The sequence below is a fragment of the Janibacter alkaliphilus genome (assembly GCF_013408565.1).
GTDB lineage: Bacteria > Actinomycetota > Actinomycetes > Actinomycetales > Dermatophilaceae > Janibacter > Janibacter alkaliphilus.
This window is the reverse complement of the sequence record NZ_JACBZX010000001.1, coordinates 3,061,710-3,087,877: the sequence shown is the minus strand read 5'-3', so window position 1 is coordinate 3,087,877 and position 26,168 is coordinate 3,061,710. Positions and strand designations below refer to the sequence as shown.

Annotated in this window: 27 protein-coding genes; 22 read left to right on the top strand and 5 right to left on the bottom strand. The window is 73.5% G+C overall.

What is annotated here, in order from left to right; genetic code table 11:
• Nucleotides 1-22: 22 nt before the first annotated feature.
• The 5 genes from BJY28_RS14645 to BJY28_RS14625 all read left to right on the top strand — a co-directional run bounded on the left by BJY28_RS14645 (nt 23) and on the right by BJY28_RS14625 (nt 5,214).
• Nucleotides 23-2,293, top strand: a complete 2,271-nt coding sequence (locus BJY28_RS14645) for an ATP-dependent DNA helicase (protein ID WP_343037140.1) — start codon at nt 23-25, stop codon at nt 2,291-2,293.
• Between the two features lie 188 nt (nt 2,294-2,481).
• Nucleotides 2,482-2,838 carry a GatB/YqeY domain-containing protein gene (locus BJY28_RS14640; RefSeq protein ID WP_179463648.1) on the top strand — a complete coding sequence of 119 codons (357 nt, stop codon included), beginning with the start codon at nt 2,482-2,484 and terminating at the stop codon, nt 2,836-2,838.
• 228 nt (nt 2,839-3,066) lie between these two features.
• Nucleotides 3,067-4,065 carry a DNA polymerase III subunit delta gene (gene holA / locus BJY28_RS14635; protein ID WP_179464195.1) on the top strand — a complete coding sequence of 333 codons (999 nt, stop codon included), beginning with the start codon at nt 3,067-3,069 and terminating at the stop codon, nt 4,063-4,065.
• 189 nt (nt 4,066-4,254) lie between these two features.
• Entirely contained in the window at nt 4,255-4,515 is a 261-nt protein-coding gene (rpsT, locus tag BJY28_RS14630) for a 30S ribosomal protein S20 (protein WP_179463647.1), read from the top strand.
• A gap of 120 nt (nt 4,516-4,635) precedes the next feature.
• The gene (locus BJY28_RS14625) at nt 4,636-5,214 is read left to right on the top strand and encodes a hypothetical protein (protein ID WP_179463646.1); all 579 of its coding nucleotides are present in this window, start codon (nt 4,636-4,638) and stop codon (nt 5,212-5,214) included.
• A 27-nt stretch (nt 5,215-5,241) separates the two neighbouring features.
• Here the strand turns inward: BJY28_RS14625 and BJY28_RS14620 are convergent, their stop codons facing one another.
• The gene (locus tag BJY28_RS14620; RefSeq protein WP_179463645.1) at nt 5,242-5,805 is read right to left on the bottom strand and encodes a type II toxin-antitoxin system PemK/MazF family toxin; all 564 of its coding nucleotides are present in this window, start codon (nt 5,803-5,805) and stop codon (nt 5,242-5,244) included.
• 145 nt (nt 5,806-5,950) lie between these two features.
• On the opposite strand from BJY28_RS14620, the gene BJY28_RS14615 reads away from it, so the two are divergent.
• Together BJY28_RS14615 and lepA are read left to right on the top strand one after the other, a co-directional pair.
• A complete protein-coding gene (locus tag BJY28_RS14615) occupies nt 5,951-6,511 on the top strand; it encodes a hypothetical protein (protein ID WP_246313423.1) in 561 nt (186 codons plus the stop codon).
• A gap of 244 nt (nt 6,512-6,755) precedes the next feature.
• Nucleotides 6,756-8,624, top strand: coding sequence for a translation elongation factor 4 (gene lepA, locus BJY28_RS14610; protein ID WP_179463643.1), 1,869 nt, complete (start codon nt 6,756-6,758; stop codon nt 8,622-8,624).
• 12 nt (nt 8,625-8,636) lie between these two features.
• Here lepA and BJY28_RS14605 read toward each other — a convergent pair whose 3' ends face one another.
• Together BJY28_RS14605 and BJY28_RS14600 are read right to left on the bottom strand one after the other, a co-directional pair.
• Nucleotides 8,637-9,182, bottom strand: a complete 546-nt coding sequence (locus BJY28_RS14605) for an NUDIX hydrolase (RefSeq protein ID WP_218875384.1) — start codon at nt 9,180-9,182, stop codon at nt 8,637-8,639.
• A 44-nt stretch (nt 9,183-9,226) separates the two neighbouring features.
• Nucleotides 9,227-9,931: a VIT1/CCC1 transporter family protein gene (locus BJY28_RS14600; protein ID WP_179463642.1), complete on the bottom strand. Its 705-nt coding sequence runs from the start codon at nt 9,929-9,931 to the stop codon at nt 9,227-9,229.
• 72 nt (nt 9,932-10,003) lie between these two features.
• On the opposite strand from BJY28_RS14600, the gene BJY28_RS14595 reads away from it, so the two are divergent.
• A complete protein-coding gene (locus tag BJY28_RS14595; protein ID WP_179463641.1) occupies nt 10,004-10,477 on the top strand; it encodes a hotdog fold domain-containing protein in 474 nt (157 codons plus the stop codon).
• 12 nt (nt 10,478-10,489) lie between these two features.
• Here BJY28_RS14595 and BJY28_RS14590 read toward each other — a convergent pair whose 3' ends face one another.
• Nucleotides 10,490-11,263 (bottom strand): tyrosine-protein phosphatase, encoded by a 774-nt coding sequence (locus BJY28_RS14590; RefSeq protein WP_179463640.1) that lies wholly within the window; start codon nt 11,261-11,263, stop codon nt 10,490-10,492.
• On the opposite strand from BJY28_RS14590, the gene hemW reads away from it, so the two are divergent.
• The 3 genes from hemW (at nt 11,262) to fabG (ending at nt 14,207) form a co-directional block, all read left to right on the top strand.
• The gene (hemW, locus tag BJY28_RS14585; protein ID WP_218875381.1) at nt 11,262-12,536 is read left to right on the top strand and encodes a radical SAM family heme chaperone HemW; all 1,275 of its coding nucleotides are present in this window, start codon (nt 11,262-11,264) and stop codon (nt 12,534-12,536) included. The two genes, BJY28_RS14590 and hemW, sit on opposite strands and share 2 nt — an antisense overlap.
• Nucleotides 12,536-13,291, top strand: coding sequence for a trimeric intracellular cation channel family protein (locus BJY28_RS14580; protein ID WP_179463638.1), 756 nt, complete (start codon nt 12,536-12,538; stop codon nt 13,289-13,291). Before hemW ends, BJY28_RS14580 begins: the two co-directional genes overlap by 1 nt.
• 160 nt (nt 13,292-13,451) lie before the next feature.
• Nucleotides 13,452-14,207, top strand: a complete 756-nt coding sequence (fabG, locus tag BJY28_RS14575) for a 3-oxoacyl-ACP reductase FabG (RefSeq protein ID WP_179463637.1) — start codon at nt 13,452-13,454, stop codon at nt 14,205-14,207.
• 67 nt (nt 14,208-14,274) lie between these two features.
• On the opposite strand, the gene BJY28_RS14570 is transcribed toward fabG, so the two are convergent.
• On the bottom strand, nt 14,275-15,159 hold the full coding sequence (locus tag BJY28_RS14570; RefSeq protein WP_179463636.1) for a DUF3097 family protein: 885 nt from the start codon (nt 15,157-15,159) through the stop codon (nt 14,275-14,277).
• A gap of 155 nt (nt 15,160-15,314) precedes the next feature.
• Here BJY28_RS14570 and hrcA point away from each other — a divergent pair, with 155 nt between their 5' ends.
• From hrcA to era, 11 genes are all read left to right on the top strand, one after another.
• Nucleotides 15,315-16,349, top strand: a complete 1,035-nt coding sequence (gene hrcA, locus BJY28_RS14565) for a heat-inducible transcriptional repressor HrcA (protein WP_179463635.1) — start codon at nt 15,315-15,317, stop codon at nt 16,347-16,349.
• 82 nt (nt 16,350-16,431) lie between these two features.
• Entirely contained in the window at nt 16,432-17,559 is a 1,128-nt protein-coding gene (dnaJ, locus tag BJY28_RS14560) for a molecular chaperone DnaJ (RefSeq protein ID WP_179463634.1), read from the top strand.
• Between the two features lies 1 nt (nt 17,560).
• Entirely contained in the window at nt 17,561-18,310 is a 750-nt protein-coding gene (locus BJY28_RS14555) for a hypothetical protein (RefSeq protein WP_179463633.1), read from the top strand.
• A 22-nt stretch (nt 18,311-18,332) separates the two neighbouring features.
• Nucleotides 18,333-19,085, top strand: coding sequence for a 16S rRNA (uracil(1498)-N(3))-methyltransferase (locus BJY28_RS14550; protein ID WP_179463632.1), 753 nt, complete (start codon nt 18,333-18,335; stop codon nt 19,083-19,085).
• A 19-nt stretch (nt 19,086-19,104) separates the two neighbouring features.
• Nucleotides 19,105-19,869, top strand: coding sequence for a hypothetical protein (locus BJY28_RS14545; RefSeq protein WP_179463631.1), 765 nt, complete (start codon nt 19,105-19,107; stop codon nt 19,867-19,869).
• Between the two features lie 176 nt (nt 19,870-20,045).
• The gene (locus BJY28_RS14540; protein WP_179463630.1) at nt 20,046-21,194 is read left to right on the top strand and encodes a hypothetical protein; all 1,149 of its coding nucleotides are present in this window, start codon (nt 20,046-20,048) and stop codon (nt 21,192-21,194) included.
• Nucleotides 21,195-21,288: 94 nt separating this feature from the next.
• The gene (locus tag BJY28_RS14535; RefSeq protein ID WP_179463629.1) at nt 21,289-22,152 is read left to right on the top strand and encodes a hypothetical protein; all 864 of its coding nucleotides are present in this window, start codon (nt 21,289-21,291) and stop codon (nt 22,150-22,152) included.
• Nucleotides 22,153-22,221: 69 nt separating this feature from the next.
• Nucleotides 22,222-23,298 (top strand): PhoH family protein, encoded by a 1,077-nt coding sequence (locus BJY28_RS14530; protein WP_179463628.1) that lies wholly within the window; start codon nt 22,222-22,224, stop codon nt 23,296-23,298.
• Nucleotides 23,295-23,777: an rRNA maturation RNase YbeY gene (gene ybeY, locus BJY28_RS14525; protein ID WP_179463627.1), complete on the top strand. Its 483-nt coding sequence runs from the start codon at nt 23,295-23,297 to the stop codon at nt 23,775-23,777. The genes BJY28_RS14530 and ybeY overlap by 4 nt, the downstream gene beginning before the upstream one ends.
• Nucleotides 23,774-25,084 carry a CNNM domain-containing protein gene (locus BJY28_RS14520; RefSeq protein ID WP_179463626.1) on the top strand — a complete coding sequence of 437 codons (1,311 nt, stop codon included), beginning with the start codon at nt 23,774-23,776 and terminating at the stop codon, nt 25,082-25,084. Before ybeY ends, BJY28_RS14520 begins: the two co-directional genes overlap by 4 nt.
• Nucleotides 25,081-26,025: a GTPase Era gene (gene era / locus BJY28_RS14515; RefSeq protein ID WP_179463625.1), complete on the top strand. Its 945-nt coding sequence runs from the start codon at nt 25,081-25,083 to the stop codon at nt 26,023-26,025. The genes BJY28_RS14520 and era overlap by 4 nt, the downstream gene beginning before the upstream one ends.
• Nucleotides 26,026-26,168 lie beyond the last annotated feature (143 nt).

Here is a 26,168-nt window from a genome sequence, read left to right as displayed (position 1 = left end):
CCCCGGCGACTAGCCTGTGCCGGTGCCCTCCCTCGACGACCTGCTCACCGCCGCGGTCTCCGGGGTCGGTGGCAGCACCCGCCCCGGACAGGTCGAGATGGCGCAGGCGGTCGAGCACGCCGCCCGCGCCGAGGAGCACCTGCTGGTGCAGGCCGGGACCGGCACCGGCAAGTCGCTGGCCTACCTCGTCCCGGCGGTGGCGCACGCCCAGCGCACCGGGCGTCCGGTGGTGGTGGCCACCGCCACCCTGGCGCTGCAGTCGCAGATCGTCGACCGGGACATGCCCCGGGTGGCCGACGCGCTGGAGCCGCTGCTGCGCCGGCGCCCCACCTACGGCCTGGTCAAGGGGCGTCGTAACTACCTGTGCGCGCACAAGCTCGAGGGCGGCTTCCCCGACGAGGACGAGGGGCTCTTCGAGGTCGGCGAGGCGGACGCCGCGGCCGGCCGGATCGGCCAGGAGGTGCTGCGGCTGCGCGAGTGGGCGGACGAGACCGAGTCCGGCGACCGGGACGAGCTCGTCCCCGGCGTCAGCGAGCGCGCCTGGCGGCAGGTGTCGGTCAGCGCCGACGAGTGCTTCGGCAGCCGCTGCCCGCTGGTCGAGGAGTGCTTCGTCGAGCGCTCCCGGACCGCGGCGAAGGAGGTCGACGTCGTCGTCACCAACCACTCCTTCATGGCCATCGACGCCTTCGAGCCGCGGGCCATGCTGCCCGAGCACGACCTGCTCGTCGTCGACGAGGCGCACGAGCTCGTCGACCGGGTGACCTCGACGATCACCGACGAGCTGACCGTCGCCCAGGTGCGCGCGGCCGGCACCCGGGCCGGGCGGATGGTCGAGACCACGGACGGGCTGGAGGACGCCGCCGCGACCCTGGAGGCGGTGCTGACCGACGCCCCCGAGGGGCGGCTGCGCTCCGGCCTGCCGGACAGCCTGGCGCTGGCCCTGGAGCGGCTGCGCGACGTCGCCCGCGGCATGCTCACCGAGCTCAAGCCGGAGAAGGGGGCCGAGACCGACGGCTCCCGGCAGGTCGCCACCGCCGCGGTCACCGAGCTCTTCGACGTCGCCGCGCGGATCCTCGAGCAGCGCGAGCTCGACGTCGTCTGGGTCAGCCAGGACCCGCGCCGCGGCGCCGTGCTGCGGGTGGCGCCGATGAGCGTGGCCATGCTCGTGCGCGACCGGGTCTTCGGGGCGCCGGCCGCGGGGGAGGGCAGCGACGACTCGACCCCGCGGGACCGCACCGTGGTGCTCACCTCGGCGACCCTGGAGCTCGGCGGCACCTTCGACGCCGTCGCCGGCACCCTCGGGCTGCGCGGCGACGGATCCCCGAGCTGGACCGGGCTGGACGTCGGGTCCCCCTTCGACTACCCGTCGCAGGCCATCGCCTACGTCGCCCAGCACCTGCCGGCGCCCGGCCGGGACGGGCTGGCGCCGCAGACCCTCGACGAGATCGAGGCGCTGGTGCGGGCGGCCGGCGGTCGCGCGCTGGGGCTCTTCTCCTCCCGGCGGGCGGCGCAGCAGGCCGCCGAGGAGATGCGTGAGCGGCTCGGCGACGACCACCCGGTGCTGTGCCAGGGGGACGACCAGATCGGCACGCTGGTGCGCCAGTTCGCCCGCGAGCCCGGCACGGTCCTCTTCGGCACCCTCACCCTGTGGCAGGGGGTGGACGTGCCCGGCAGCAGCTGCCAGCTCGTGCTCATCGACCGGATCCCCTTCCCGCGGCCGGACGACCCGCTCGCCTCGGCGCGCACCGAGGCGATCAAGGCGATGGGCGGCAACGGCTTCATGGCGGTCTCGGCCACCCATGCCGCGCTGCGCCTGGCCCAGGGCGCCGGGCGGCTGGTGCGGCGCAGCGACGACCGGGGCGTCGTGGCCTTCCTGGACAGCCGGATGATGACCGCCCGGTACGCCGGCTTCCTGCAGCGCTCGCTGCCGCCCTTCTGGCCGACCACGGACCGGGACCTCGTGCTCGGCGCCCTGGCCCGGCTCGACGAGACCGCGCCCGACCCGCTGCCGGTCGGCGACCCGGCCCGGCGCGGGCTCACCGGGGCCGTCGAGCCGGTGGCCAGCACCGGCAGCGACGGCGCCGAGCACCCTCGGCCGGTGGCCGGGTCGCCGCCGGCCGGGAAGGGGGCTCGCACCGCGGTCACCGGCGGCGAGGGCTGGAGCGAGCAGGACGACGAGGAGCTGCGCGACGGCGTCGCCCTCGGTCTCGACGTGCCCGCGCTCGCCGAGCAGCTGGACCGCCCGGACGAGGCGGTCGCCGCGCGGCTGACGGGCCTGGGCCTGCGCCCCTGACCGAGCCCGATCCACCACCCACGTCGCCTCTCCCTTGCCCGCCGAGCGTTTATCGGGTTACCCGATAATCGCTCGCTCGCCGGAGCAGGCTTGTCGTGCGTCCGAGAGGTTCTCGACGCCTGGGCGCGAGTCGGTGATGGCGGGCCGCTCTCGCTGACAGGCGTCGGCGCAGGTGGCAGGGTGGCGCCATGGCGGCACCCACCGACCTCCGCGGACGTCTGCGCGCCCGCCTCGTGCAGGCCATGAAGGAGCGCGACACGGTCGTCGTCCGGGTCTGCCGGACCGCGCTCGCCGCGATCGAGAACGCCGAGGCGGTGCCGGTCACCGTCGCGCCGGCAGCGGGCGCGGTCGAAGGTTCGGCCGTCGGGGTCGGCGCCGCGGAGGCACCTCGGCGTGAGCTCGGGGAGCCGGAGGTGCGGGCGATCCTCGCCGGGGAGATCGTCGAGCGTCAGGGCGCGGCGTCCGGTCTGGCCGCGAGCCGACCGGACCGGGCCGAGGAGCTGCGGCACGAGGCCGAGGTGCTCCAGGGGTTGCTCGACGGTTGAGCGGTCGCCTCGGCGACATCGATCCTCCAGGCTTCCACGCCGCAGCCGACGGAGATGATCTGGGTCCGTGAAGGTGATCGGACGCGCGTGAGCGCGTCGGGATACCTCCACCGCCGCTCGCGCGTCGTCAGTGGAGGTGATGGGACGCGCCAGAGCGCGTCGGGACACCTCCACCGGGGAGCGCGTCGGTCGGCGATGAGACGTGCGGCGCTGTCCGTGGCCCGTGGCATGCTCACCTGCGTGAGCGAGGACACCAGTACCGTCGACGTCCCGACCCGGGTGCCTCCGCTGGTGCTCATCAGCGGCCCGGAGGAGCTGCTGGCCGAGCGCGCTCTGGCCGCCATCCGGGACGATCTGCGGGTCACCGCTCCCGACGTCGAGATGATCACCCTCGAGGCCACCGCCTACGAGGAGGGCGAGCTCGCGCTGCACGCCAGCCCGTCCCTCTTCGGCGAGGACAAGGCGGTCGTCGTCCGAGGGCTGCACGAGGCCCCGGACCACCTGCAGCAGGACCTGCTCGCCTACCTCGAGGACCCCGCCGACGAGGTGACCCTGGTCGTCGTCCACGCCTCGGGCAACCGCGGCAAGAAGGTGCTGGACACGATGAAGAAGGCCGGCGCCCGGGTGGTCGACGCGCCGGCCATCAAGAGCGACCGGGACAAGACCCAGTTCACCGCGAACGAGTTCCGCGCGGCCCGCCGCCGGGCCACGCCGGAGGCGGTCCAGGCGCTCGTCGAGGCGGTCGGCAAGGACGTGCGCGAGCTGGCCGCCGCCTGCCGTCAGCTCGTCGACGACACCACGGGCGTGATCGACGCGGACGTCGTCGAGACCTACCACGGGGGCAAGGTCGAGGCGACGGGCTTCAAGGTGGCCGACGCCGCGGTCACCGGCGAGGCCGGCGAGGCGCTCCGGCTGCTCCGGCACGCGGTCGCCGTCGGTGTCGACCCGGTGCCGATCGTGGCGGTGCTGGCCCAGCAGCTGCGCCAGCTGGCGAAGGTGGGCGGCGCCGGTCGCGGTCGTAGCGCCGACGTGGCCCGCGACCTCGGGATGGCCCCGTGGCAGGTGGACAAGGCTCGCCGCCACCTCGCCGGCTGGGACGGGTCCGCCCTGGGGCGATGCATCCAGGCCGTGGCCGCGGCCGACGCCGAGGTGAAGGGGGGTGGCCGGGACCCGGTCTACGCCCTGGAGCGGGTGATCCTCACGATCACCCGGGAGCACCGGGGCTGAACCGTCTGCACGCTGGGCGATTCGGCGCCCTTCGGCGGCCGCTGGTACCTTGGTCTCTCGCGTGCGCGCTCAGGTCGTGCGCGCACGACAGCACCACCCAGGGCGTCTCTCCCACGGTATCCCCACGCCGGTCCCGAGATGCCCTGCCGCCCTCAACGGCACATCGACCGCAACCCAGAAAGAGATCCTGTGGCCAACATCAAGTCCCAGATCAAGCGCGTCAAGACCAACAACGCGCGCACCGAGCGCAACCGCGCCGCCAAGTCCGAGCTGCGCACGTGGATCCGCAAGGTCCGCGAGGCGGCCGACCGTGGCGACGCCGCCGCCGCTCAGACCGCCCTCGCCCAGGCCAGCAAGAAGCTCGACAAGGCCGCGAGCAAGGGTGTCATCCACGCCAACCAGGCCGCCAACAAGAAGTCGGCCCTGGCGAAGCGGGTCGGCGCGCTCTGAGCAGCTGACCGACGTACGACGGGGGCCGACCACATGGTCGGCCCCCGTCGTCGTTCCCTCGTGGGTGCCGCCGTGCGCCCTAGGATCGGCCCGTCCACCCGCCGATCTCAGGGAGCACCGATGCCCGGTCGACCTCGTCTCGTCTCGATCCCGGCAGCGCTGGCGCTGCTCCTCGTGGCCGGCTGCGGTTCCGCCCAGGACCAGGACCAGGACCAGGACCAGGGCTCTGGCTCGAGCAGCAGCGCCTCCAGCGGCGGCGGATCGAGCACCAGCAGCTCGAGCACCAGCGCCCCGGAGGTCGGGACCTCCTGGGAGTACGGCAGCACCGAGCACGGCCCCACCGCCTCCCTTCCCGCGGAAGAGCCGAGCGGAGCCACGTTGCGCTTCGAGACCGGCACCGTCGGCTCCCGCGCCGTGATCACCCGCCCGGACGGCGACCGGGGGTGCCCCGGCGAGGTGCAGGAGGTGCTCGCCGAGCCGGCTGACGGTCCGGGCGGGCAGAGCAGCGGGATGGACGCCGACGACGGGTCAGGCACGATCATGACGGTCGTCTCGCCGGTCGAGCCGCTCTGGGAGGTCGCCCAGCAGGGGCCGGTGATGACCGTGACCACCACCTGCGAGAGCGGCGAGGAGAGCGTCTACACCTTCGCCGTCGCCGGGCTCGACACCGACCAGATGAGCGGCTTCCCGCAGGACTGAGGGCGGTGGCGCCGTGGAGCCGGCGCCTCAGACCGGGTCGTCGTCGTAGCCGCGGCCCTCGGCCACGGCCTGCACCGCCTCGGCCACCGCGGCGAGCACGTGCGGCTCGACGTTGCCCCCGGCGCGGCGGACGCCCTCGGGGTCCACCCGGACGACCCGGTCGACGCGGGCTTCGCTGCGGCGCCGCTGCCGGTCCCACCCACCGGCACCGACGTCGATCCAGTGCCGACCGGCGCGGCGCTCCTGGTCCTCGTCGACGTCGTGGTCGGCGCTGGTCAGCGGCAGCGCCAGCAGCCACGTGGTCTCGGCCCCGACGACGAGCACCGGCCGGTCCTTGCCCTGGCTGTGATCCTCCTCGTACGGCACCCAGCTCCAGACCACCTCGCCGACGTCGATGCCGAAGGGGGTCGTCCCGGAGGTGATCCGCAACGGCCCCTCGTGGTCGCCGGGGTAGGTGCCGCGGGCGTCGGCAGCGCCGTCAGCGCCGGGCCGAGGCTCCTGCCGGCTCGAGGCGCGTCCGGAGCGCGCAGACCCGGCGGTGACGGTGCGGGTCAGCCGGGGGAGCAGACGGGCGAGGCGTGGCAGCGGCATGGCCCGACCGTAGCCGCCGGTCCTGGGTGAAGCACTCCTCATCATCGGCTCACGGCTCCCTCATCGTGGCTGCCTAGCGTCGGTGCCACGCCCGGAGCAGACGCTCCGGGGCACCTGACCCTCGGGGAGAGACACCATGAAGCGCATGCTCAGCACCGCCGCCACCCTGGCCCTGGCCGGATCCGGCCTGGTCGTCGCCGCCGGCCCGGCCCAGGCCGACACGGTCACCTGCCGCGGCACGATGATCGACCGCAGCATCGACGGCGACCTCGTCGTCCCGGCCGGCTCCAGCTGCCGGATCAGCAGCGTGCGGGTGGACGGCAACATCGAGGTCCGCCGCGGCGCCACCCTTCGCAGCTACCACTCGCGCGTCGGGGGCAACATCCAGTCCGACGGTCACCGTTACGTCCGCTTCACCTACGGCTGGGTCGACGGCGACATCCAGCCCGAGGACGGCGCCACCGTGCACCTGCGCAACGCCTTCGTCGACGGCAACATCCAGGTCGAGGGCAACCGCGGCACCCTGAACATCATCCGCTCGCGCACCGACGGCGACATCCAGCTCAAGAGCAACCCGAGCGGCACCAAGCACGTCTACGGCAACCGGGTGCACGGCAACCTGCAGTGCGAGAGCAACCGCCCGGCGCCGAAGGGGTGGAGCAACCGGGTCTCGGGCGACAAGGAGGGCCAGTGCGCCCGCCTCTGACCCGCCACGCCTTTATCGGGTAACCCGATAATGCGCCGATCACCCGAGAAGCCTTCCCCCTGATCCGAGCGATTATCGGGTAACCCGATAAAGGCTCGGAGACGCGAGAAGGCTTCTCGGGTGATCGAGCGTTCCTCGACCGGGCGGCGGTCGACCGCGCACCCGACGCCTGGGACGGGGTGGCTGGCGGGCATGGGAAGATGGCCGGCAGAGACCCCCGCCCCCGACCCCGAGGTCCGACCACGTGTCACCGCAGGCCCGTCAGGCCCTGGAGCCGAACGCCACCCCGCCGGAGCAGATCCGCAACTTCTGCATCATCGCCCACATCGACCACGGCAAGTCGACCCTGGCCGACCGGATGCTGCAGATCACCGGGGTGGTCGAGCCGCGCCAGATGCGTGCGCAGTACCTCGACCGGATGGACATCGAGCGCGAGCGCGGGATCACCATCAAGTCCCAGGCGGTGCGCATGCCCTGGGCCGCGGACGTCGGCGACGGCCAGGACGTCTTCGCGCTCAACATGATCGACACCCCCGGGCACGTCGACTTCACCTACGAGGTCTCCCGCAGCCTGGCCGCCTGCGAGGGCGCCGTCCTGCTCGTCGACGCCGCCCAGGGCATCGAGGCGCAGACCCTGGCCAACCTCTACCTCGCCATGGAGAACGACCTGGCGATCATCCCGGTGCTCAACAAGATCGACCTGCCGGCGGCCCAGCCGGAGAAGTACGCCGAGGAGCTCGCCGGGCTGATCGGCTGCGACCCCGGCGACGTGCTCAAGGTCAGCGGCAAGACCGGCGAAGGGGTCGAGGCCCTCCTCGACGAGATCGTCGCCCAGCTGCCGCCGCCAGAGGGGCGGCCGGAGGCCCCGGCCCGGGCGATGATCTTCGACTCGGTCTACGACACCTACCGCGGCGTGGTCACCTACGTCCGGGTCGTCGACGGCACCCTCAACCCGCGCGAGCGGATCGAGATGATGTCGACCAAGGCCACCCACGACCTGCTCGAGCTGGGGATCATCTCCCCGGAGCCGCTGCCCAGCAAGGGCCTCGGCGTCGGCGAGGTGGGCTACCTCATCACCGGCGTCAAGGACGTGCGCCAGTCGAAGGTGGGTGACACCGTCACCACCTCCGCCCGCCCCGCCGAGTCGCCGATCGGCGGCTACAAGGACCCGCGGCCGATGGTCTTCTCCGGGCTCTACCCGATCGACGGCAGCGACTACCCGACGCTGCGCGACGCCCTCGACAAGCTCAAGCTCAACGACGCCGCCCTGGCCTACGAGCCGGAGACCTCGGCCGCGCTCGGCTTCGGCTTCCGGGTCGGCTTCCTCGGCCTGCTGCACCTGGAGATCGTCCGCGAACGGCTGGAGCGCGAGTTCGACCTCGACCTCATCTCCACCCAGCCGAACGTCGTCTACGAGGTCACCATGGAGGACGGCACCGACGTCCGGGTGACCAACCCCAGCGAGTTCCCCTACGGCAAGGTCGGCGAGATCCGCGAGCCGATCGTGCGCGCCACCATCCTCGCGCCGAGCGAGTACATCGGCGCGATCATGGAGCTGTGCCAGTCCAAGCGCGGCCAGCTCGGCGGCATGGACTACCTCTCCGAGGACCGGGTGGAGATGCGCTACACCCTGCCGCTGGCCGAGATCGTCTTCGACTTCTTCGACCAGCTGAAGTCCAAGACCCGCGGCTACGCCTCGCTGGACTACCAGGAGGCCGGCGACCAGGTCGCCGACCTGGTCAAGGTGGACATCCTGCTGCAGGGCGAGACCGTCGACGCCTTCAGCGCCGTCGTGCACAAGGACAAGGCCTACGCCTACGGCACCTCGATGGCCGGCAAGCTCAAGGAGCTCATCCCGCGCCAGCAGTTCGAGGTGCCGATCCAGGCGGCCATCGGCAGCCGGATCATCGCCCGCGAGAACATCCGCGCGATCCGCAAGGACGTGCTCTCCAAGTGCTACGGCGGCGACATCTCCCGCAAGCGCAAGCTGCTCGAGAAGCAGAAGGAGGGCAAGAAGCGGATGAAGAACATCGGCACCGTCGAGGTGCCGCAGGAGGCCTTCGTCGCCGCCCTGTCCTCCGACGACTCGGTGGCGGAGAAGGCGAAGAAGTAGCCCGCCGACCCCTCAGACCGGCACCGACGACTCCTCGCGGGTGCCGAGGTCGACCGGGCCTTGACGCCAGCGCTCGGGGCGGTCGGCGAGGTCGATGATCGCCAGCAGGTCGCCCGGCCAGATCTCCGGCGCCTCGGCGGCGATCTCGGCCCGGGTCCACCAGCGCACCCCGTGGATCGTCTCCCGCTCGTCCGCGGTGTGCCCGGAGACGTCGACGACGAAGGGGGCGACCCGCACCAGGTAGAAGACCTCTGCCTGGTCGACGATCCGGTCGGTGAAGCCGTGCACCACCTGCAGGCTCACCAGCGGACCGACCAGGTCGGCCTCGCTCACCCGCAGCCCGGTCTCCTCGGCCAGCTCACGGACCGCGGTCTGCGGGTCGCTCTCGCCGACCTCGACGCCGCCGCCGGGGGTGATCCACCAGCGGCGGGGCGGCTCCAGCAGCGGGTCGGAGTCCTGCATCAGCAGGATCCGCCCGTCGGTGTCGAGCACGGCGACCCGGATCGCGCGACGGTGGGTGCGGGGACGCTGGTCCGGGTGGGGGGCGGGGCGGGTCATCGCCGCCGAGTCTAGGTGCGGGCCAGGTGCGTGCCGGGTGCGGCTCAGCCGACGACCCCGCTCGTGCCCAGCACGGTGCCCAGGGCGTACGTCGCGGCCAGCGCCAGCGCGCCACCCATCACCACCCGCACGGTGGGACGGGCGACCGGGCTGCGGCCCAGCCGCGCGCCGACCGCCCCGGTGGCCGCCAGCGCGACGAGCACGACCGCCGCCGTGACCGGGATCCGGACGGTCTCCGGCAGCAGCACCGCGAGCACCGGCAGGATGCCGCCGGCGAGGAAGGCCAGCGCCGAGGCCGCCCCGGCGCGCCAGGGGCTGACCAGGTCGTCGGCATCGATGCCCAGCTCGGCGTCCAGGTGGGCCCCCAGCGGGTCCTGCGCGCTCAGCTCGTGGGCGACCTGCCGCGCGGTCCCGGGTGCGAGGCCCTTGGCCTCGTAGATCGCGGTCAGCTCGTCCAGCTCGGCGGCCGGCTCGGTGGCCAGCTCGACCTGCTCCTGGTGGATCATCGCCCGCTCGGAGTCCCGCTGGCTGCTGACCGAGACGTACTCACCGAGGGCCATCGACACCGCGCCGCCGAGGAGCGCGGCACCACCGGCGGTGACGATCTCCCCACGGTCGCTGGTGGCCGCTGCGACCCCGACGACGACCGCGGCCACCGAGACGATGCCGTCGTTGGCGCCCAGCACCCCGGCGCGCAGGGCGCTCAACCAGTTCTGCGAGCTCCGCGGGTGCGGCTCGACGGAGGACATGTCCCGAGCGTATGGCGCGTCTCATACGCCGCCGTGACGGCGATCGCGACGCCCAGGTCCTAGCCTGCCGCCATGCCGCAACCCACCTTCGACCTCTACCGCCGCGCGCTGCGCCTGCCGCAGGGCAAGCGGCTCTTCTCGCTGGCCTACGCGCTCAAGGCGCCCTACTTCCGCACGGTGATGCCGCAGGTGCGCGAGGTGCGGGCCAACCACGCCGAGCTGAGCATCCGCAACTGGTGGGGCGTGCACAACCACATCGGCACCCTGCACGCCATCGCCGTGTGCAACGGGCTGGAGGCGGCCATGGGGCTGCTCGCCGAGGCGACCTGCCCGGACGACCAGCGGTGGCTGCCGCGCGGTCTGCAGGTGCGCTACCTGACGAAGTCGACGACCGACCTGCTGTGCGTGGCCGAGACCGACCCGGAGCAGTGGGCCGGTGAGGCCCCCTACGACGTGGACATCCGGGTGAAGGCGGTCCGCACCGACGGCGAGGTCGCCGTCGAGGGGATCATCCCGGTCTACGTCAGCGCCAAGAAGCCCCGCTGACCGCGCGCGCCGTCAGCCGACGAGCCGGCTGGCCAGCGCGTCGACCTGCTCGTGGCTCCATCCCTGGCTGCGCAGCAGCTCCCGGGAGCCGCCGAGCTCGTCCACCGACGCCAGCAGCCCGGTCATCGCCTCGGCCGCCGGGCGCTGCTCCTGCACCGAGCCCGGGTCCAGGTGGCCGTACACCTCGGCGGTGGCGAGCCGCTCGATGATCCGCACGATCCGCTCGTCGGTGAGCAGGTAGTCCGCGACGATCTCCTCGTGCGGCACCCCGGCCACGTCCAGCGCCAGCGCGACGACGGTCCCGGTGCGGTCCTTGCCCGCGGCGCAGTGCACGATCGTCGCGCCGTCCGCCTCGGCGACCGTCCGCAGCGCGGCGGATGCGGTGTCCGGGCGACGCTCCAGGTAGCCGCGGTAGTGCGCGCTCCAGTAGGCGGCGTCCTTGACCACCCGGCCGTCACCCTGGGCCGCCTGCGCCTCCCGGGTGCGCACCAGCAGGTCCTGCAGCGAGACCCCGTGGTCGTCGAAGAAGCTGAAGTGGTGGTGCCGCGCCGGCGTCGCCCGCAGCGGCCCGTCACCGGTGGCCTCGAGCTCGCCGTGGGTGCGCAGGTCGACGATGTCGCTGACCCCGAGCTCGTCCACCAGCCGGCGCACGTCGCGCGTGCTGAGGTCCTGCAGGTTGTCGCTGCGGATCAGCCGCCCTGGCAGGGTCTCCCGGCCGTCCCGGGTCGGCAGCCCGCCGACATCACGCATGTTCACGACACCGTCGAGCTCGATCCACCGGGGCATGTGGCCAGCCTACGGTGGGTGCCATCATGGCGCGGTGCCCTCCCTGCCCGACGGTGACCCCGCGCCGCACGACGGCGCCCTGCCCCCGTCGTCGGCGGACCAGGTGGGGCGCTCGCCGTTGGGGATCTACCTGCACGTCCCCTTCTGCACCACCCGGTGCGGCTACTGCGACTTCAACACCTACACCGCCGCCGAGCTCGGCTCGGCGGACGGTCCGCCGGGGGCCGGGCGGGCGACCTGGGCCACCGGGGCGCTGCGCGAGCTGGACCTGGCCACCGAGGTCCTCGGTCCGCGCGCCCCGGCGGTGAGCACCGTCTTCGTCGGCGGCGGCACCCCGACCCTGCTCGACCCCGCAGACCTCGTGGCGGCGGTCGAGGGCATCCGCGCCCGCTTCGGCCTCGCCGAGGACGCCGAGGTGACCACCGAGGCGAACCCGGACTCGGTCACCCCCGAGTCGCTCGCCACCCTGGCCGCGGGCGGCTTCACCCGGATCAGCCTCGGCATGCAGTCGGCGGTACCGGGGGTGCTCGCCACGTTGGAGCGCACCCACGACCCGGCGAACGTCGCTCGAGCCGTCGCCGCCGCGCGGCAGGCCGGGCTCGCGGTGAGCCTCGACCTCATCTACGGCACGCCGGGGGAGAGCCTGGCCGACTGGCGCACCTCCCTGGAGAGCGCCCTGGCCCTCGAGCCGGACCACGTCTCGGCCTACGGGCTGACCGTCGAGGAGGGCACGAAGATGCACGCCCAGGTCCGGCGGGGCGAGCTGCCGCTGCCGACCGGCGACGACGAGGCCGACAAGTACGAGCTCGCCGACGAGCTGCTCACCGCCGCGGGCTACGGCTGGTACGAGATCAGCAACTGGGCACGCACCCCGGCCGACCGCTGCCGGCACAACCTCGCCTACTGGCGCGGGGACGACTGGTGGGGCGTCGGACCCGGCGCGCACAGCCACGTCGCCGGCACCCGCTGGTGGAACGTCAAGCATCCCGCCGCCTGGGCGGCCCGCCTGGCCGAGCAGCGCTCGCCGGCCGCGGCCCGCGAGCTGCTCACCGGCGAGCAGAGCCACGACGAGCGGGTGCTGCTCGGGGTCCGCCTCGTCGACGGCCTCCCGGTCACCGAGCTGAGCGCCGAGGCACGCAGCCGGGTCGCCGGCTTGATCAGCGACGACCTCGTAGAGGGACGCGCGGCGATCGGCGGCCGGGTGGTGCTCACCCGACGGGGGCGGCTGCTGGCCGACACCGTCGTCCACCAGCTGCTCGTGGGGGAGGGCTGATGGACGAGCCGGTGGCCGTCGTCGGCGACGTGCTGCGCACCCTCGACCTCGTCGGGGTCCTCGCCAACGGGCTGCTCGGCGGGGTGGTGGCCCGCCGCTTCGGGATGGACCCGGTCGGCATCGCCGTGCTGGCGGTGATCTCCGCCCTCGGTGGTGGCGCCATCCGCGACGTGCTGCTCGACCAGCGCCCGGCCGCGGTGGACGACCCGCTCTACCTCACCGTGGCGCTCGGCGCCGCGGCCGTGGCCTTCCTCGTGCCGATGGACGGCCGCCGGTGGCGCCAGGTCTTCCCCTGGGTCGACGCGGCCGCGCTGGGCACCTGGGCGGTCGCCGGCACCGAGAAGTCGCTCATCGCCGGGGTCTCACCGCTGCCGGCGATCCTCCTCGGCGTGCTGACCGCGGTCGGCGGCGGCGCCGTGCGGGACGTCATCCTCGGGCAGGTGCCGACGATCTTCCGCCGCTCCGAGCTCTACGCCACCTGCGCCTTCGTCGCGGGGGTGGCGCTGGTGCTGCTGCGCGAGGGCGGCGCCGGGGTCTGGGCGGCGCCGGTCGCCGCGGCGGTCGGCATGTGGCTCTGCCTGCTGGCCCGGCACAAGGGCTGGGTGCTGCCCACCGAGCCCCGGCTGCCCCGGACGTGGGCGGTCGGCGCCGGCAACCGGGCCGGCGCGACGAGCGCGAAGGGGGTCAACCGCCGGAACCGATCGCGAGGCTCCACCGCCCGGCCGGCCCGGCGTCGGTGGCGACGCCCGGACTGACCCCTTCGCGGCCTGCCTGCGGCCCACCCACGACCGGACCCGCCGGCGTGTCCGGCGTCCCACCAGGTGCGTCGACCCGGCCCGGAGCCGACGTGCTATCCATGTCTGCGACGAGCCGCCAGGGCGTCTGGTGGCCGCACCACACGAAGGAGAGCACCACATGTCTGTTCAGCGCACGGCGATCGTGTCTGGAGCTGCTCGGGGGATCGGGGCGGCGGTGGCGCGTCGGTTCGCGGCGGATGGGCATCGGGTGGGGGTGCTGGATCTGGATGAGTCGGCGTGCCAGGTGGTGGTGGATGAGATCACGGCTGCTGGTGGGTCGGCGCTGGCGGTGGGTGCGGATGTCTCGGATGCGGAGCAGGTGGATGCCGCGGTGGCTCGGGTGGCCCAGGAGCTGGGGGCGCCGACGATCCTGGTGAACAATGCGGGGATCATCCGGGACAACTTGTTGTTCAAGATGAGTGTGGAGGACTGGGATGCGGTGATGGGGGTGCATCTGCGGGGGGCGTTCAACCTGTGCAAGGCGGTGCAGGCGTATCAGACGGTGGAGAAGTATGGGCGGATCGTGAATCTGTCGAGCACGTCGGCGTTGGGGAATCGTGGTCAGGTGAACTACTCGGCGGCGAAGGCGGGGATGCAGGGGTTGACGAAGACGTTGGCGATCGAGCTGGGTCGGTTCGGGGTGACGGCGAACGCGATCGCGCCGGGGTTCATCCAGACGGAGATGACGGCGGCGACGGCGGAGCGTGTGGGGGTGGGGTTCGAGGACTTCATCGCGTATGCGGCCAAGGAGATCCCGGTGCAGCGGGTGGGGCAGCCGGAGGACATCGCGGCGACGGCGTCGTTCTTGTGCAGCGAGGAGGCGGGGTTCGTGTCGGGTCAGGTCATCTACGTGGCCGGCGGACCCAAGGACTGACCATCGGCGCCTGACCACCGACGCCTGACCACCTCGGCCCGACCCGCACCCGCGGGTCGGGCCGAGGTCAGTCGGAGCCGGGGGCGGTGACGAAGTCGATGAGCTCCTCGACCCGCCCGAGCAGCGCCGGCTCCAGGTCGGCGTAGCTGCGGACGGTCCCGAGGATCTGCTTCCACGCCCGGGCGATGTCCGCCTGGTCCGCGTGCGCCCAGCCGAGGTGCGCGCAGATCCCGCGCTTCCACTCCACCGAGCGCGGGATCTGCGGCCAGGCCGACATCCCGAGGCGCTCCGGGCGCACCGACTGCCACACGTCGACGAAGGGGTGCCCGAGCACCAGCACGTGCTCCGGGGCCACCCGGGAGGCCTCGGCGACGATCCGCGACTCCTTGCTGCCGGGCACGAGGTGGTCGACCAGGACTCCCATCCGCCGCCGCGGCCCGGGCGCGAAGTCGCGGATGGCCCCGGCCAGGTCGTCGACGCCGTCGAGCATCTCGACGACCACCCCTTCGACCCGCAGGTCGTGCCCCCACACCTTCTCCACGAGCTCGGCGTCGTGCCGCCCCTCGACGAAGATCCGCGAGCCCCGGGCCACCCGGGCCTGGGCGTCACGGACGGCGACCGAGCCGCTGGCGGTGCGGGCCGAGGCCTGCTGCTGCGCGGCGAGGGCGGCCCGGGCCGCCCCCTTCGGCGCGGTGAGGGCCACCGGCGCCCCGTCGAGGAGGAAGCCGGCGCCCAGCGGGAAGGCCTTGACCTTGCCCCGGCGGTCCTCGAGGTGCACCACGTGCACCCCGCCCGCCTTCTCCACGGCGACCACCGCGCCCACCCAGCCGGTCTCGACGTCCTCGACGACCAGGCCGGTCTCGGCCTCGGTCGGGGTCGCCGCGGGTCGGCCCAGGCGCCCCTGGCGCTTCCAGTCGCCGGAGAGCACGTCGGATCCGTAGCGGTCGCTCACAGCCGGGGAGGCTAACCGGCGGGCCGGGGCCGCCCAAGGCGCCGCACCGGGCGAGGCGCGCACCGACGTGTTGGGGGAATGCCGCGGTGGCGCCTAGACTTGGCACTCACGGCAGGTGAGTGCCAACCCGGTCGAGCAGCGCGAAGGAGGCGGGCATGAGCACCGACGAGCGACGCATGGCCGTCCTCAGCGCGATCGTCGAGGACTACGTCTCGACGTCCGAGCCGGTCGGCAGCAAGGCGCTGCTGGAGCGCCACCAGCTCAACGTCTCCGCGGCCACGGTGCGCAACGACATGGCCGCCCTGGAGGACGAGGGGCTCATCGCCGCGCCGCACACCTCGGCCGGGCGCATCCCCACCGACGCCGGCTACCGCCTCTTCGTCGACCGGCTGCAGGCCATCCGGCCGATGTCGAAGGGGGAGCGCAGCGCCATCACCCGCTACCTCGAGGGCGCCGACGACCTCGACGAGGTCCTCGAGCGCACCGTGCGGCTGCTGGCCACGCTGACCCGCCAGGTCGCGGTCGTCCAGTACCCCTCGCTGACCCGCAGCACGGTCCGGCACATCGAGCTCGTGCCGATGTCGCCCGACCGGCTCATGGCGGTGGTCATCACCGGCGCCGGGCAGGTCGAGCAGCGGGTGGTGCCCACCGCCACCGACTACACCACCGGCACCGGCGCCGAGGCCCTCGCCCGCGCCCGGGCCAGGATCAACGCGGCCACCACCGACCGGCGGCTGGCCGACGCGCTCAGCGCGCTGTCCACCCTGCACGCCGAGGACGCCGACACCGAGGACAGCCTCACCGCCGGCATCCTGGCCGCGCTGGAGGACGCCCTCGCCGAGGAGCGCCAGGCCAAGGTCACCCTCGCCGGCACGGCCAACCTCGCCCGGGCCCAGGGCGACTTCCCGCTCACCCTCGGGCCGGTGCTGGACGCCCTGGAGCAGCACGTCGTGCTGCTGCAGCTGCTCAGCGTCGAGGCCGGCCAGGACGAGGGCGTGGCCGTGCGGATCGGCACCGAGAACCCGGTCAGCGGGCTGCAGAGCACCTCGCTGATCACCTCCGGCTACGCGGCCGGCGACGAGCACGTCGGCAACGTCGGCATCGTCGGCCCCACCCGGATGGACTACCCCGCGGCGATGGCCCAGGTGCGGGCCGTGGCCACCTACCTCTCCCGGATCATGGGGCACTGACCCCGACGACCTCCCGGCCGGTCCGCCGCCGCACCGGCCCACGACCACCCCGACCCACCCCGACCCCAGGACGAGACCCACGGTGAACGACTACTACGAGGACCTCGGCGTCAGCCGCGACGCGAGCAAGGACGACATCAAGCGTGCCTACCGCAAGCTCGCCCGCACCCTGCACCCGGACGTCAACCCCGGCCCGGAGGCCGAGGAGAAGTTCAAGCGGGTCAGCCAGGCCTACGACGTCCTCTCCGACGACGGCAAGCGCCAGCAGTACGACATGGGCGCCGACCCCTACGGCGGCGCGCACGACGGCTTCGGCGCCGGCTTCACCTTCAGCGACATCATGGAGCAGTTCTTCGGGGCGGCCGCCGGCGGTGCCGGCAGCCGTGGCCCCCGCTCGCGGCAGTCCCGCGGGCAGGACGGGCTGGTCGGCCTCGAGCTCGACCTGGCCACCGCCGTCTTCGGCGGGCAGGAGGAGCTGACCATCGACACCGCCGCGACCTGCGGCACCTGCCACGGCGACGGGGCCCAGCCGGGCACCTCGCCGCGCACCTGCGACATCTGCGGCGGCGTCGGCCAGGTGCAGCAGGTGCAGCGCTCCTTCCTCGGCCAGGTGATGACCACCCGTCCGTGCGCCGCGTGCCAGGGCTACGGCCAGGTCATCCCGAACCCGTGCCACGAGTGCTCCGGCCAGGGCCGGGTGCGCCAGCGCCGCACGATGACCGTGAAGGTCCCCGCGGGCGTGGACAGCGGCACCCGGATCCACCTCGCCGGCGAGGGCGAGGTCGGCCCCGGCGGCGGCCCGGCCGGCGACCTCTACGTCGAGCTGCGGGTGCGCCCGCACGAGACCTTCACCCGCAACGGCGACGACCTGCACGCCTCGGTGCAGCTGCCGATGACCGCCGCGGCGCTGGGCACGCAGATGAGCTTCGGCACCCTCGACGGCGACCAGGAGATCTCCATCAAGCGGGGCACCCAGCCGGGCGACACCATCGTGCTGGAAGGGCTGGGCGTGACCCGGCTGCGCGCCGGCGGGCGCGGCGACCTCGTCATCCACGCCGACGTGCGCACCCCCACCCGCCTCGACGAGCAGCAGGAGCAGATGCTGCGCGACCTGGCCGCCGTCCGCGACGAGGAGCAGCCGAACGGCGCCCTCGACGACGTCGACAACGGGATCATGGGCCGGCTGCGGCACGCCTTCAAGGCGCGCTGAGGTGGCGGACTTCGTCGCCCCGGACGGCTCCCCCGAGGGGGACGCCGAGCTGGAGCGCTGGGTGGACTTCCACGACCGCCAGCTGGGGGAGCAGCGGGCGCTGCACCGGGTGCCCTCACCCGGCCGACCGCTCGTGCTGCTGGCCGCGGTCGGTCTCATGGTGCTGCTGCTGGTGACGGTCATGCTCGCCGCGCTCGGCGTGCTCAGCACCGGCGTGGTGGTCGTCATCGGCGCGGTGGCCATGCTGCCGGTGCTCGTCCTCGCCGGGGTCGGGCTGCGCTCGTCGGCCCGGCGCGACATCTCGGTCCACCGGCACGGTCTGCTCGTCAGCGGCCGGGCGGTCCCCTTCGCGACCATGGACCCGGGACGGATGTACTGGGCCACCGACCTCGACGCGGTCCGCCGGGTGGTCACCCTCAACCGGCGCCGGGTCGCCGTGCGCGGCGACGTGCTGCTGCTCAACGCCACCGACGGCAGCAGCGGCGAGGAGGACTGGCGCGAGCTGGAGAAGCCGGCCGAGCGTGACGTCTCGCCGACGGCGGACCGGATGGACACCCCCTTCGTCTGGTGGTGCCTCGGCCCGCGCGACGTCGGGGCCTTCGTCACCGACCTCGAGGCGGCGCTCGTCGACGACGGCTATCCCGCTCAGGGGCTGGCCCGTCGCCTCGCGGCCAGCCGCGGCCTGCCCGACGGCGACGGCGAGGCCTTCCCGCGGCGCGGGCGCTACGACCCGCTGCTGGCGCAGCGGTGAACCGCGGCGGCGGAGCGTGGCGGTGACCGCCCCGCTCTTCCACGTCCCGACCGGGACGGTCGACGGCCTGGGCGCCGGGGATCTCGTGACCGTCACCGGCGAGGAGGCCCGGCATGCCGCCGTGGTGCGCCGGCTGCGGGCCGGCGAGGCGGTGATCGTCGCCGACGGCGACGGCGGCGCGGTCATCGGCGAGGTTGTCGTGGCGGCACCGGACCGGCTCGAGGTGCAGGTCACCGGGCGGCGGGACGAGCCCGAGCCGCGCCCACGGCTGGTCCTGGTCCAGGCGCTGGCGAAGGGGGGCCGCGACGAGGACGCCGCCGAGGCCTCGACCGAGCTCGGGGTCGACGAGGTGGTGCCCTGGGAGGCTGCCCGCTCCATCGTGCGGTGGCGGGGGCCGAAGGCGGACAAGGCCCGGCAGAAGTGGGTCAACGTCGTCACCGCCGCCGCCAAGCAGTCCCGCCGGGCGCGCACCCCGCACGTCGCCGAGGTGGTCACCACCCGCCAGCTGGTGGACCGGGGGAGCGTCCCCGGGACGCGGGTGCTCGTGCTGCACGAGGACGCGCGACCGACGCTCCCGGAGGCGCTGGGTGATCTGGACGACGGCGTGTCCGAGCTGCTGCTCGTCGTCGGCCCCGAAGGGGGGATCGGCGAGGACGAGACCGGCCCGCTGCAGGCTGCCGGCGCCACGCTGGTGCGCCTTGGCCCGTCGGTGCTGCGCTCATCGACCGCCGGCCCCGCCGCCCTGGCCGTCATCGGTGCCGCCGTGCGCTGGTGACCGGCCGTAGTCTGCGGCCATGAGACGCGCGTTCCTCGAGCTTGACGGCTCACCGGAGCGAGAGGCGGAGCTGGAGCGCTGGCGCTCGGCCACCGTGGCCGACCTCGGCCCGGCGCGCTCGACCTACCGGCTGGAGGCCGTCCACCCGGCGATCGCGGCTCTCGTCGTCGGGGTCGGGCTGCTGCTGCTCGTCCCCGGGCTGGTGCTCAGCGTCGCGGCGATCGCTGGTGCCCTGCCGCTGACGGGCCTGGTGGTCGGTGCCCTGCTCGTGCTGCTCGTCCTCGCCGTCGGGGCCGGGGTCGCCCTCGTCGCCCGCACCCAGGCCTGGCGCCGGGACATCACCGTCCACCAGCACGGGCTGCTCGTCGGCGGCCGGGTGGTGCCCTTCGCGACGATGGACCCGGGCCGGATGTACTGGGCCGACGGCACCGACGTCGTCGGCCGCGTGGTCACCGCATCCCGCCGACGGCTCGTCGTCCGTGGGGACGTCCTGCTGCTGTGCGGCACCGACGGCTGGACCGGGGACGAGGACGGGCGCGGCGGGCCGACGCTCTACGACCACTCTCCCGACGTCCCGTGGGTGCCGACCCCCTTCGTCTGGTGGTGCCTGGGCCCGCGCGACGTCGCCGGCCTGGTCCGCGACCTGGAGCGGGCGCTGCTCGCCGACGGCTACCCGGTGGCCGGCCTCGCCGACCGGCTCGCCGTCGGGAGGGGCATGCCGCCGGGACGTGGCGAGGCCTTCCCCCGGCGGGAGCGGCAGGCGCCGCTGCTGCACCGGGTCTGACCGGTCGGGCTCAGCTGCGCCCGCCCCCACCGTGCGCGCGCCGATCCGAACCGCCCTGGGTGCCAGGCGTGCCCGTGGGGGAGTGCTCCCCATCGCCGGAGGGCAGGCCGCCTGCCTAGGTTGGGGCCCGGCCGCACGCACCGCAGCCGCAGGGACCGCCGAGGGGAAGGACCGACATGACCGTCGAGCAGGGGATGGACACCGACCGGGCCCGGTCGGTGTCGGACGGTCTCACGGCCCAGGGGCACGCCCTGGACACTCTCGCGGTGCAGGGCAGCGCGATGATGCAGGTGCTCGAAGGGGCGTGGGGCGGGCCCGACAGCGAGCACTTCTCGACCCAGTGGTCCGCGGCCCGCCCCGCCATCGACCGGGCCGCGCAGTCCGTGACGGACATGGGGCGGGAGCTGCTGCGTCAGGCCGAGCAGCAGGACCTCGCCTCCGCGCGCAGCGAGTTCGGCCCGACGCCACCCCCGATGCCGAAGGACGGGGAGCCGGTGCCGCTGCCGGACGTCCCGACCGGGCCGTTCCCCCCGTTCCCGCCCCTGCCGCCGATGCCCGACATCTTCGACACCATCAAGGAGATCGTCGGGGGCGTCATCGACACGCTGCGATCGTGGTGGTTCGGCGCGGGGGCGTGGTTCGCGGGCCTGCTCTCGGACATCGACGACGCGCTGAAGTTCCTGGCCCGCTCGCCGATCGTGCGCCTGATCTTCAAGGGCCTGGGGCGCGTCACCCCGATCCTCGGGCTGGTGCTCGGTCTGTGGGATCTCGGTCAGTCGATCTACCGGTTCTTCACCGAGGGCTTCACGAAGGACTCGGTGCTGCAGTTCTTCCAGGGGCTCACCGGGACAGCCGCCGCGGTCCTGGGCATCGCGGCGCTCTTCGCCAGTGGCACGATCATCGGGCTCCCTGCCGCCCCAGTACTCCTAGTTCTCGCCGGGGTCCTCGGGGCCATCTCGATCGGCATCGGCATCTACCGGGCCTTCGACGACGAGATCGACGCCGCCGTGAAGGGGCTGGCCCCCTACGTCTGGCCGATCATCAAGCCCTACGTCTTCGGTGACAGGGAGCTGCCGATCCCGACCGAGCCGGCCCCCTACCCGGGCCCCCAGATGCCTGAGGGGCCAGGGATGCCGGCTCCATACCCCGGCCCCCAGATGCCTGAGGGACCAGGGATGCCCGCTCCCTACCCGGGGCCCGAGCTGCCCAAGGGGCCGGGCATGCCGACCCCCAACGGTGGCGGCGGGCGGTCGCCCTGGCCGGGCATGCCCAGCCTCCCCTCGATCCCCGGCATCGGCGGCCTCGCACCCGTCGGGACCCGCTGACACCCACCGCACTGACACCCGCCCGCACTGACACCCACCCGATCTGTCACCTACCCGGCCCGGCACCCACCGCCCCTGACCAGAGAGCATCACCATGACCGCACCGTCCCCCGGGACCAACCCGCCCCCCGCCCTGCTGCCGGGGCCCGACGACCTGCCCGACCTGCGTGCCGTGATCGCGACCGACGAGGCCGCGTCCGCCGCCCAGGCCCTCGTCGACGAGCACCTGGCGACCGGCGAGCCGCGGCACGTGGGCTCCCTCACCGACGAGGAGCTCGTCGTCTGCACCGGGTCGGTGGACGGGGCCCGGCCGACCGGACGCTGGTACGACACGCTCGGCGAGACCCCGCGCCGGATCGCCGAGACGGCGGCGCTGCGCTCCCTCACCTCGCGCGAGGAGCTGCTGCTCATCATGCGCGGGGAGGAGGTCGACGTCTCCATCAGCGACCGCCTCACGGCGCTGCTGCGGCTGCGCGCCTCGGCGCCGCTGATGACCGCGCAGGCGATGACCCGCGAGGGCCCGACCTGGTACCTGCTGCGTCGCTGCGGCGACGCCTGGCTGCGCGAGGTGGTCTCCGCCTCCGGGCTGCACACCCACGACCTGGTCCGGCTGGGCGACGACGAGGAGCTCTTCCTCAGGGGCTTCCTGCTGCTCCTGGACCACAACGTCGCCTCCGACCTCACCGCGCTGCACCAGCCGGGCGGCGGCGCGCCGCCGCCCGGAGAGGTGGTGTCCTTCCTCACCACCCAGCGTCACGTGACGCAGCTGGCGCTGGTGCACCCGCCGGACGACGCCGTCGAGGCGCTCGTCGTGTGCGTCGACGAGACCGGCGCGACCACCCTCGGCGTCACCGACGGCGAGGGCGTGACCTACCGAGGCGCCGCTCCCGAGGCGATCCTCGACCGCTGGCGGACGTGGCGCGACGGCCGCGAGCAGACTGCGGGTACCGACGTCTGACGAGCCGCGCAGCCCAGCCTGCCGCCGGCCTCGTCCCCGACCAGCGACGCCCGTAGACTGAGCCGCACGATGCCTGGATCAGACCGCCCCGACCTGCGTGCCCTCGATGCCGTGCCGGACACCCCTCCGCAGGCCGCCACCCCCGCGGGGGAGCGCCAGGAGACCACCATCGTCCTGCCGGACACCGTCTCCCCGGTCAGCCTCCTCGGCCCCCGCGACGAGCTGCTGCGGACCATGGAGCGACGCTTCCCGCGCGCCGAGATCCTCGTGCGGGGCAACGAGTTCCGGGTGGTCGGACCGAGCGAGGACCTCGACGTCATCGAGCGTCTGCTCGCCGAGCTCACCGAGATCGTGCGCGCCGGGCAGCCGCTGAACCGGGACGCGGTCGAGCGCTCCATCGGCATGCTGCGCGACCAGCAGAACAAGGAGCGCCCGGCCGACGTCCTCACCCAGAACATCCTCAGCAACCGCGGCCGCACCATCCGCCCCAAGACCCTGGGCCAGAAGCAGTACGTCGACGCCATCGACGAGCACACCATCGTCTTCGGCATCGGCCCGGCCGGCACCGGCAAGACCTACCTGGCGATGGCGAAGGCGGTCGCCGCCCTCCAGGCCAAGCGGATCACCCGGATCATCCTCACCCGACCGGCGGTCGAGGCGGGGGAGCGCCTGGGCTTCCTGCCCGGCTCGCTCAACGAGAAGATCGACCCCTACCTGCGGCCGCTCTACGACGCGCTGCACGACATGATCGACCCGGACACCATCCCCCGGCTCATGGCCTCCGGGACGATCGAGGTCGCCCCGCTGGCCTACATGCGCGGCCGCACCCTCAACGACGCCTTCATCATCCTCGACGAGGCGCAGAACACCTCGCCCGAGCAGATGAAGATGTTCCTCACCCGGCTCGGCTTCGGCAGCACGATGGTGGTCACCGGCGACACCAGCCAGGTGGACCTGCCCGGCGGCACCCAGTCCGGGCTGAAGGTGGTCCAGCGCATCCTCGAGGGGGTCGAGGACATCGACTTCCGCCAGCTGACCTCCCAGGACGTCGTCCGGCACCGCCTGGTCAGCGAGATCGTCGACGCCTACGAGCGGCACGACGCCGGCCAGGATCGCGGCCGACGCCAGGGCGGGGAGGGCCGATGAGCATCGAGCTGCTCGACGAGGCCGACCACGACCTCGCCCCGGACCAGCTCGACGAGCTCGTCGGGATCTCCCGCTACGTCCTGGAGCAGATGCGGGTGCACCCGCAGGCCGAGCTCTGCCTGCGCCTGGTCGACGAGCCGACGATGGCGGTGCTGCACGAGCAGTGGATGGACCTGCCCGGCCCGACCGACGTCATGAGCTTCCCGATGGACGAGCTGCGGCCCGGGCGCGACGGGCAGGAACCGGTCGAAGGGGTCCTCGGTGACATCGTGCTCTGCCCCAGCGTGGCCACCGCCCAGGCGGCCACCGCCGGGCACGCCCCGATCGAGGAGATGCTGCTGCTCACCACCCACGGCATCCTGCACCTGCTCGGCTTCGACCACGCCGAGCCGGAGGAGGAGCGCGAGATGTTCGAGCTGCAGCGCCAGCTGATGCTGACCTACCTGGCCGGCCGCGGCCGGGAGGCGGCGAAGGGGTGACCACCCGCCTCATCGTCGGCGCGCTGCTCGCCGTGCTGGTGACCTTCGTGCTCACCCTCGTCGACGCCGCGCTCGCCTCGGTCTCCCGGGTCGCCGCCGAGGAGGCGGAGGACGACGGCCGCCGCGGCGCCCCCGCGCTGCGCCGGGTGATCGCCGACCTGCCCGGCCACCTGTCCGTCGTCGCCTTCGTCCGTGCCGCGGCCGAGGCCTCGGCCGCGGTGCTGGTGACCCTGGCCGTCGCCGAGCAGACCGACGGCGTGCTGCGCCCGCTGCTGATCAGCATCGTCATCATGCTCGTCGTCGGCTTCGTCGTCGTCGGGGTCTCCCCGCGCACCCTCGGTCGACAGCACAGCACGGCGGTCGCGCTCGCCGCGGCTCCGGGCATCATCTGGCTGCGGCGGCTGCTCGGGCCGCTCGCGCGCCTGCTGGTCACCCTCGGCAACGCGGTCACCCCGGGCGCCGGCTACCGGGACGGCCCCTTCCGCAGCGAGGCCGAGCTGCGCGACCTGCTCGACCTCGCCGGCGAGAACGCCGTCATCGAGGCCGACGAGCGAGACATGCTGCACAGCGTCTTCGAGCTCGGCGACACCCTCGCCCGCGAGGTCATGGTGCCGCGCACCGACATGATCACCATCGAGAGCGACAAGCCGGCCCGCAAGGCGCTCAACCTCTTCATGCGCTCCGGCTTCAGCCGGGTGCCGGTGGTCGGCGAGGACGCCGACGACATCCTCGGTCTGCTCTACCTCAAGGACGTCGTGCGTCGGCTCACGGACGAGCCGACCGCCGCCGACCTGCCGGTCACCCGGCTGATGCGGCCGGCCCCCTTCGTGCCGGAGAGCAAGCCGCTGGACGGCCTGCTGCGCGAGATGCAGCAGGAGCAGAAGCACGCCGCCGTCGTCGTCGACGAGTACGGCGGCACCGCCGGGCTGGTGACCATCGAGGACATCCTCGAGGAGATCGTCGGCGAGATCACCGACGAGTACGACCGGGAGGGCCCGGGCATCGAGGACCTCGGTGAAGGGCGCTACCGGGTGCCCGCCGGGCTGCACGTCGACGACCTCGCCGAGACCTTCGAGGTGGACATCGAGGAGGAGGAGGTGGACACCGTCGGTGGTCTCATCGGCAAGACCACCGGCCGGGTGCCGATCGTCGGCGCCACCTGCGAGGTCGGCGGGCTGCGCCTGGTCGCTGAGAGGATGGGCGGGCGGCGCCACCGGATCGCCACCGTGCTCGTCGAGCGGGTGGCCGCGCCCGAGGACGAGCCGACGGCCGACGAGGCGAGGCAGGACGAGGAGGCACGCGGATGAGCCAGCAGCCGCAGGACCAGGGCCCGGGGCAGGAGTGGCGGGCAGGGTTCGCCTGCATCGTCGGCCGGCCCAACGCCGGCAAGTCCACGCTGACCAACGCCCTCGTGGGGGAGAAGGTGGCGATCACCTCCAGCAAGCCGCAGACCACCCGGCACGCCATCCGTGGGATCGTCACCCGGGACCACGAGCAGCTCGTGCTCGTCGACACCCCCGGGCTGCACAAGCCGCGCACCCTGCTCGGGGAGCGGCTCAACGACCTCGTCCGCGAGACCCTGCTCGAGGTCGACGTCATCGGCTTCTGCCTGCCCGCCGACCAGCGGATCGGCCCGGGCGACAGCTTCATCGCCGCCGAGCTGGTCGAGCTGCAGCGCGCCAAGAAGGTCCCGGTCGTGGCGATCGCCACCAAGATCGACGCCGTCGACCGGCAGCGGGTCGCCGAGCACCTCATCGCCATCGACCAGCTGGGCGACTGGGCCGACATCGTGCCCTGCTCGGCCGTCGAGGGCCGGCAGGTCGAGGACGTGCGCCGGGTGCTCTCGGGATATCTCCCGCCGTCGCCGTCGCCGCTCTACCCGCCGGACGCGCTCACCGACGAGAGCGACGAGAAGACCATCGCCGAGCTGGTCCGCGAGGCCGCGCTCGAAGGGGTGCGCGACGAGCTGCCGCACAGCCTCGCGGTCGCCGTCGAGGAGGTCGTGCCCCGCGAGGACCGCCCCGAGGACGACCCCATGCTCGACGTCCGGGTGACGGTCTACGTCGAGCGGGAGAGCCAGAAGGCGATCGTCATCGGCCGCGGCGGCTCGCGGCTGCGCGAGGTGGGCACCACCGCCCGTACCGGGATCGAGCGGGTGCTCGGCCAGCGGGTCTATCTCGACCTGCACGTCAAGGTCGCCAAGGACTGGCAGCGCGACCCGAAGCAGCTGCAGCGGCTGGGTTTCTGACCGCCGGCTGATCGTACTGGGCGCGCCCGGGTACCGGCGGGCTACCGACGGGTAGGGCGTTGACGTGGCCAGATGGTTACGTCACGAAGCGGTCACGGGTGTTTGGGTGAGGCGCCCACCGGCTGCGAACATGGTCCGGCCAC